Raw genomic sequence first — 1761 nt, forward strand, 5'->3', positions numbered from 1 at the left:
CCCCGCTGGGGCTCCCGGACGGTGCGCGCGGGGCTTCCCGCATGCGGGACAGCCGGGTCGACCATGGCGCGTGGCGGTCGGTGGTGGACGTCATCGACGCGCGGTCGCGGCAGCACGCCGACCGCGTCGCGATCTCGGACGGATCCGTCGTCGTGACGTACGCGCGACTGCACGAGCGCACCCGCGACCTGGCCGGACGCCTGCGGGCCCGGGGCCTCGGGCGAGGGGATGTGGTCGCGGTGGTGCTGGACCGGGGCCCCGCCTTCATCGAACTGGCGCTCGCTGTCTGGCGGGTCGGCGCGGCGTACCTGCCGCTGGCCCCGGCGCATCCGGTGGTCTGGCGGCAGGACGTCGTCCGGAGGGCTGGCGCGGTGCTGGTGGTGGGCCTGTCGGAAACCCACGCGGTGCCGGGCGTGCCCTTCCTCGACCTGGGCGCCGACGCGGGCTCCGTCGCGCCGGAGGCCGAGGATGCGGTGCTCGCTCCGGAGGACCTCGCGTACATCATCTGCACCTCCGGTTCGACCGGTGAGCCCAAGCTGGTGATGATCGAGCATCGCGGGGTCTCCAATCTCATGCATGCCCAGCGGGATTTCCTGGGCGCGCTGGGGCCGGACACGCGGGTGCTGCAGTTCTTCCACCCGTCCTTCGACGCATCCCTGTTCGACATGCTGATGGCGCTGCCCAACGGCGGTCGGCTGGAGACGATCGAGGCGTCGCTCATCTCCGGGGAGCCGCTGGCCCAGGTGTTGGTGGGCCGGCGCATCACCCACGCGGTGCTGCCCGCGACGGTCCTGCGCACGCTGCAACCGGGCCGGTTCCCCGACCTCCAGGTGCTGATGAGCACCGGGGACGTGTGCCTGCCGGAGACGGCCCGGCAGTGGGGCGCGCACCACCGCTTCGTCAACGGCTACGGCCCGACGGAGGTGACAGTGGCCAGCACGCTCCAGACGGTGGGCGCGGTGGACGGTGAGCGCGTGCCCATTGGCCGGCCCCTCTCCAACTCCCACGTGGTCATCCTGGACGAGCACCTGCGCCCCGTTCCGGACGGAACCCCGGGGGAGCTGTGCATCGGAGGCGAAGGGGTCGGGCGCGGGTATCTGGGACGGCCGACCCTCACCGCCGAGCGGTTCATTCCGGATCCGTTCAGCGCGAAGCCGGGGAGCCGCCTGTACCGCAGCGGTGACGCGGGCAGGTGGCTGCCGGACGGCTCGCTGGAGTTCCTCGGCCGGCGCGACGACCAGGTGAAGATCCGTGGCGCACGCATCGAGCTGGGGCAGGTGGAGGCGGCCCTGGCGGCGCTGCCCGAGGTGCGGGATGCGGTCGCCCTGAAGGACGGCACGGGTGAGCGCCTGCTCGGCTATGTCATGCCAGACGCCGGAGCGGTGCTGTCGGGGGAGGCGGTCCGCGCGGAGCTCCGCCGCCGGCTGCCCGGCTATCTGGTGCCGGATGTGATTGTCGTGGTGGACGCGTGGCCGCTGAACCCGAGCGGCAAGGTGGACCGGGCCCGGCTGCCCCGACCCCCACGGACGGAGCGCACCGGCTACCAGCCGCCGGAGTCCCCCGGGGAAGAGGCCCTGGCGGCCATCGCGGCGGCGCTGCTCGGGATGGAGCGGGTGGGGCGGCATGACAACCTGTTTGAACTGGGAGGGCATTCGCTGTTCGCCACCCAGCTGGTGGCCCGGGTGCGCCGCATGCTGGGCGCGCAGCTCGAACTGAGCGCGGTGCTCCAGTCGCCCACGGTCGCCCAGCTCGCGGCCCGGC

1 protein-coding gene is annotated in these 1761 nt (G+C 73.3%); it reads left to right on the forward strand.

Going from position 1 to position 1761, the window contains the following annotated elements:
- Nucleotides 1-41: 41 nt before the first annotated feature.
- The coding region (locus D7V97_RS42830; protein ID WP_233583614.1) for a non-ribosomal peptide synthetase at nt 42-1761 on the forward strand (1720 nt) is incomplete at its 3' end.

Origin of the sequence: Corallococcus sp. CA053C (genome assembly GCF_003611675.1) — a bacterium.
In the GTDB taxonomy this organism is placed as follows: domain Bacteria; phylum Myxococcota; class Myxococcia; order Myxococcales; family Myxococcaceae; genus Corallococcus.